Genomic DNA, 6155 nt, shown 5'->3' with positions numbered 1-6155 from the left:
CTCTCTCTCGTTCGACAGCTTTATTATTATATCACCTTATCTCCCTCTTGTCAACTACTTTTTTCGGTTTCTATGTTTTAAACAAAAAAGCACAATTTTATATTTAATTTTACAACATTTTATACATTATTTTGTACTTTTATGTAATATTCTGTAAAAAAGTAAAATATCCTATCTACTTTTTTATTTCAATTCCATTTTCACCAAATTCAATAATTCTGTCACAAATTTCAAGTGCTGCCGGTCTGTGTGTTACAATCAGCACTGTTTTATCAGTCATTTTGCGAAGATTTTCAAGGAGTTTTCGTTCAGTATCCTCATCAAGAGAGCTTGTAGCTTCATCAAGCAGAAGTATAGGATTATCCGAAAAAATTGCTCTTGCAATTGCTATTCTCTGCATTTGTCCCTCTGAAAGTCCCTGTCCACGCTCGCCAAGAATCGTATCAGCACCGTTTTCAAGTTCATATACAAAATCATCTGCACAGGCAATTTTTAAAGCTCTGTGTATTTTCTCCTCATCATACATTTTATCCTTGTCAGCAAACGCCACCACTTCCCGGATACTTCCGCTCATGAGATGATTTCCCTGAGGAACATAGGCAAAAAGCTTCTGCCACCGTCTTGTCAAAGGTATTTTTTCATTATCAGAACTGAGCAGATATCGCTCTCCCTCATCCAGAGGATACAGGCACATTATAAGCTTTAACAGCGTAGACTTACCGCATCCGGAATGTCCTGTAAAAGCGGCATAATCACCCTTACAAATTGAAATCGTAATATTTTTCAGAACAACCGGCATATTATTTTTATCATTGTCAATTGGCTGATAAGTAAATCCAGCGTTTGAAAAGCCTATCAGACTGAAATCACAGTTATAGTAATCCTTTATTTCCCCACTGCTTCTGGCAACTGTCGGACAGCTGTCCGCATATTTTTCTATTTCCATTAAACGTTCAGCACTGGCTGTCATAGCATAAAATTTAGGCAGATAGCCTGTAATATTTGCAAACGGCGACTGTATCTGGCTTATAAGCTGTAATATTGCCATAAGCGTTCCATAGCTTATAGTACCAATCATAATTCCATAGCCGCAATAGCCTAACCCAAGCAGATACATTCCATTCATAGCCGTTGAAAAACCAATGTTACAGATATTGGAAAAGTGATTGCGTCTCATTCTTGCAGTCTTATGGTCAGACATTTTCTGTTCTGCTTCCTCTTCAACCTGCTGTTCAGCAGAAAATGTACGGACAATCATCATGCTTCCCAGTCTTTCCTGCATAAAAGTACGCAATACGCCATCTTTTTCCTGAATATTCTTATGAAGGCGTTTCAGAGTTCTGCGAAATGCATAGGTCAGCAGAATAAGTAAAAATCCACAGGGAACAAGTATAAATGCGAATTTATATTCTAAAGCAAGGATCATTGCCAGAGCACCAATCATTTTCACTGCCATCCCTGCTATTCCGGGAATAATCTCCACAAGTCCTGTTGCCGTAACAACCGTATCTGATGTTAATCTGTTAAGCCATTCCCCCGAATGAACTGCCGTTACCGAAGCGTAGTCTTTTTTCAGTAAATTACCGAAAAGACGTCCTTTCAGCAGATTTTCAAAGGTACTTTTAGAGTACTCCTCAAGAAATCTCACAACCGCACGCAAAGCGATCTGCACTGCTACAAGTGCAATCAGAAGTATCAGAAAAGCTATAAACCCAGTACGGTTTTTGTCCACAGCGAAGTCGATTATATTTCTCAGCAAAAGGGCATAAAAAACCGAGCTTATTCCAAGTGCGGCCTGAACAATCAGCAAAATCACAATATAAATTTTCTTTTTTCCCGTGACGGAATTAAGCCATTTCAAGCTTGAATTTTTCATTTTTTTAACCGCCTCTTCAAAAAATTCTTTGCATGTAAAATAAATGCCCGGACAGGAAAAAAGTCACACCACAAATGAACATATATCCGATATTTTTTATCGTTCACAGAAATAGTCTTTCCGTCACGGACAATACCTGTCAGCACTCCGATAATATTCCGGTCAGTTATGCCGTACTCTTTCTGCCAGCGATTGTCACCGCAGATAACGTAGCCGTCCTCCCGGACTTTGAGAATCCGATGAAGAACATACTGCCCACTGTCACGCTTATAAAGAGGCACATCGTATTTTTTAAGTCTTCCGACAGCCTTTTCTATTATTACCAGATCTTTTCCCTGACGAATCAGGGGCATCATACTGTCCCCAACATTGGTATAAATAAGTCTGCCCGTCCGCTGAATTTCATCTTCAAAAGTGGACTTATTCATCAATAGCACCAATACTGCGAAGCTTATCAATAATCTTTTTCACATCCGAAGATAATACTTCTTCCGGAGCGTCATATTTTTTAAGCATTTTTGACACAATTTCATTTTCAGTTGTATCGCTTTTAAGGCAGTCTACAATAAACGCTGCTGTGCTGTTGCTGCGGACAAGTCCGTTAAACTTAGTATTTCCGGCAGACACCATTATCTGTTCATCACCCGTTTGATGTGTTATAAATCCTTCTTTAAGTTTCATTTTCAATTTCCTTTCAGATCATTTATATACCTGCAATTATACCATATTTCAATGTTTTTATCAATGCCTATTTTATGTGTGGTTTCCAGCTTCTGCCCATGAATACTGAAGCATATATTTCTCCGTCCGGAACAGAAAATTAAATTTGATATTTTTTTAATTATACTGAATATTGTAAAAAGTGTCAGTATTACAATAAATTTTCCTGAGCACTGTATAATCCGGATATTTATTCAGATAAAAGATCAGGCAGCCATGATCAAGAAGGTTGCCTGATTCATCTTTACAAAAATAGTAAATTAATGATACAAAAAGAAAACCGCTGATTTTACAGCGGTTTTTGAGGATTCGGTTTTAAGTCAGGAATCTGAAAACTTTTCTTATATTCTTTAGGAGTCATTCCCGTATATTTCCTGAATACTTTTATAAAATAGCTATGTGAGCTGAAAGAAAGTAAATTACTTATTTCAAGATCAGAGTAATCAGAAAAGCGAATAAGTGTTGAAGCTGCTTCAATCTTCTTGCTGTTAACATAATCACTGAATGATATTCCTGTTTCAGATTTAAACATTCTTGAAAGATATCCCATACTCAACTGAAGATAATCGGCAACATCTTCAATAAGTATCCTGCTGTGAAGATGATCACCTACATAATCAATAGCTTTTGCTATTGGCTTTGAATAGGTTTTACTGTTTCTTATGCTTCTCATTTTTAATGTATAGCTTTCAAGCATTTCCATATGTATATCGTGTATTTCTTCCTGCGTATTACTTTCATCAGCTTTCATAATGTAATAATCACTCAGCTGATATGCCGTTTCGGGAGTCATACCGCTTTTAACGCAGAATCTTGCGATCAATGCCGCAGAAATGGCAAAGTGATATTTAAGATTTTGCAGACTGTCCTTGCTGAGTATTCCGTAACCTTTACCGCCAAGCGGGGTAACAAGCATTTTGACCAGAGCAATATCTCCCGAACAGATACTTTCATAAAAAGCTATTTCACGGTCAAACGAGTCATTTCCAAAATTTTCTTCACGCTGTGAAAATAAACTTTCAGCAATTTTTATTTCTGTTTCATAGTTCATTTATCCACCCTCCCGAATATATTTTACCATATTCCCGGATAAACTTCAATAGAAAACTTTAAATTAAAAGTATTTTGAAGTTCTGGACGTACTGTATCATGCCTTAAAGAATTTTTTTACAGATAGTGTCACTTAAATTTAATATTAAATATTACTACATTATTTTTATATTCAGTATTTATAGTTCCTTTATGAAGAGATACTATTTCTTTTGCGATTGAAAGACCAAGTCCAAACCCTTCTTTTTCTCCGGAATGAGATTTATCAGCACGATAAAATCTGTCAAACAAATAAGGAATATCATCTTTATTAAAGTTCCTACAGGGATTTTCACAAATTAATATAATTACATCATTTTTAGAATACAAACTGATCTTTATCTGAGCCTGTTCATCAGAATATTTAATTGCATTATCAAGCAAAATACCAACAAGTTCTTCAATTTTAGTTTGATTTCCCTTAAAGCTTAAATTTTCCTGAATATCTGAAAGAATTTCTTTTTTCTCTTCAAATGCTACACTTTCAAAATATAAAACAGTATTCTGAATAGTACGGCTTATATCAAACGTCTGAAAATTAATGGTAAGTTTATCATCTCCGGAAAGTCTTGTAAGGTCAAGCATTTCATTAACAAGTCTGCTCATTTTCTGTGATTGGATCTGAATACAATTTAAAAGTCTGTCCGAACCGTTTTTCTTTTCCATAAGCTCAGTTGTAGCAGAAATTACTGTAATAGGCATTTTAAGCTCGTGACTGGCATTGGAGATAAATTCCTTCTGTTTTTCATAACTTTCACTAACAGGCTTTATTGCTTTACCGGATACAAAATAAATTAATATAAGTACCAGGATAAATACAGTGCCTCCTGATAATACTGACATTAATAACAGCAGATGGCTATTTTTTTCTGCTTGTGTATTATTTATAAATGCATGTATTTTAAGTTTATCTGTATTCGTAACAAAATGCCTGTATTTTGTATTACCAAATTTTAAAACAGCATTATTATCCTGAATAATATCTTTTGCATATTCTTGTGAAATTGTTTCAGCAAGATTACCATTGTTGATTTCTACAAGATTGTTATCCTTATCAGTAACTATATAAAAGCAGCTGAAGTTATTTAAAATCTGCGTTATACCCGTCAGATTTATTTCATTAAAGTTTCGATTTAATGCCTTATAATTTACAGAAGACGCTGCTGACGTATTTTCCTGATATTGTATTTCAATACTGTCAATTGTTAATTTTACATTATCCGTATTTTCCTTTTCCATATTGCTCGAGACTGCCCACCAAACAGTGGAAATATAAAAGCATTTGTCTGAAACCTTTGTTATATCTGTTTGAGCTGGTTTGCCTTCACATAAAAAATCAGAATTATCTGTAAAGTCAATTATAATTTTAGTATTTCCCTGATTGAATTTATACTCTTTATGAATAAATTTCATATTTCCGGAGTTGTCAAGAAGTTCAAAAAACAGTCCGCCCCCTGCACAATACCAATCGGCATTTTTATCACTGCAGCTGATTTCACCGTTTAATGTGACACTTTTTATTGTACATGGATTACGCATAACAATATGATCGCCGTTATCATTCATTTGCATATCCTTTAAAAATATCAATTCTGAATCAATTTCGGGTGCATTAGAAAAAGCTATTTGATTTACCATATCTTCAGCTGTTTTAAATTCGTTCTGATATGATGCTTTCATCAAAAGATTAAGAGACATAAGCATTACAAAAATCACAACAAATGATATCAATGCAGAAAGAATAAAAAATTTTTTTCTGAGATGTCTGATTTCCTTATACATCCTTTTGCTCCTTTATAATATACCCCAGACTGCGTATTGTGTTAATGCAAACATCTGAATCTATTGCTCTGAGTTTCTTCCTGAGAAATGATATATATACCTCAATAGAATTATATTCTATATCTGTATTATAGCCCCATATTTTTACTGTTAAATCTTCTTTTGCAACAACTTTGCCTTTATTTAAAATCAAAAGTTCCATTATATCATATTCTTTTTTGGTAAGCTTTACTTTCTGTTCATTTTTGTACATTTCATGAGTGGATTTATCAATAGTAATATCTGCAAATTTTAAATTTTCATCAATAAAAACTTTTTCCCTGCGTCTTAATAATGCACGGATTCTTGCCAGAAGTTCTTTTGAATTAAAGGGTTTTGTAAGATAATCATCCGCTCCGTTATCGAGACCTGATATTTTATCTTCAATTTCAGATCTTGCTGTAAGCATTAAAACAGGTGTATTTATATTGTTTTTTCGTATCTCTGAAAGCACTTCTATACCATTTTTCTTCGGAAGCATTATATCCAAAATAATAATATCATAAATCCCTGACAAAGCATTGTCAAGTCCATCAATTCCATCATAAGAAGAATCAACATAATATCCTTCCATAGTAAGCATTTCAGATAAAACCATATTAAGATTTCTCTCATCTTCAACAATTAATATACGCATAGCCATCACATC

6 protein-coding genes are annotated in these 6155 nt (G+C 34.2%); all 6 read right to left on the bottom strand.

Going from position 1 to position 6155, the window contains the following annotated elements; all coding sequences use genetic code 11:
* Window positions 1–175 precede the first annotated feature (175 nt).
* The 6 genes from ACI4WO_RS04700 to ACI4WO_RS04675 all read right to left on the bottom strand — a co-directional run bounded on the left by ACI4WO_RS04700 (window position 176) and on the right by ACI4WO_RS04675 (window position 6143).
* Window positions 176–1876, bottom strand: a complete 1701-nt coding sequence (locus ACI4WO_RS04700; protein WP_439806402.1) for an ABC transporter ATP-binding protein — start codon at window positions 1874–1876, stop codon at window positions 176–178.
* Window positions 1873–2304 carry a S24/S26 family peptidase gene (locus ACI4WO_RS04695; RefSeq protein ID WP_439806401.1) on the bottom strand — a complete coding sequence of 144 codons (432 nt, stop codon included), beginning with the start codon at window positions 2302–2304 and terminating at the stop codon, window positions 1873–1875. The genes ACI4WO_RS04700 and ACI4WO_RS04695 overlap by 4 nt, the downstream gene beginning before the upstream one ends.
* Window positions 2297–2557: a PqqD family protein gene (locus ACI4WO_RS04690; RefSeq protein WP_439806400.1), complete on the bottom strand. Its 261-nt coding sequence runs from the start codon at window positions 2555–2557 to the stop codon at window positions 2297–2299. Before ACI4WO_RS04690 ends, ACI4WO_RS04695 begins: the two co-directional genes overlap by 8 nt.
* A gap of 328 nt (window positions 2558–2885) precedes the next feature.
* Window positions 2886–3647, bottom strand: a complete 762-nt coding sequence (locus ACI4WO_RS04685) for a helix-turn-helix transcriptional regulator (protein WP_439806399.1) — start codon at window positions 3645–3647, stop codon at window positions 2886–2888.
* A 128-nt stretch (window positions 3648–3775) separates the two neighbouring features.
* Window positions 3776–5467 (bottom strand): sensor histidine kinase, encoded by a 1692-nt coding sequence (locus ACI4WO_RS04680; RefSeq protein ID WP_439806398.1) that lies wholly within the window; start codon window positions 5465–5467, stop codon window positions 3776–3778.
* The gene (locus ACI4WO_RS04675) at window positions 5460–6143 is read right to left on the bottom strand and encodes a response regulator transcription factor (protein ID WP_439806397.1); all 684 of its coding nucleotides are present in this window, start codon (window positions 6141–6143) and stop codon (window positions 5460–5462) included. The genes ACI4WO_RS04680 and ACI4WO_RS04675 overlap by 8 nt, the downstream gene beginning before the upstream one ends.
* Between the last annotated feature and the right edge of the window lie 12 nt (window positions 6144–6155).

This window comes from Porcipelethomonas sp. (assembly GCF_051893655.1).
Lineage (GTDB): Bacteria > Bacillota > Clostridia > Oscillospirales > Ruminococcaceae > Porcipelethomonas.
The sequence above is the reverse complement of the archived record's forward strand: the minus strand, read 5'-3'. Positions and strand labels throughout refer to the sequence as shown.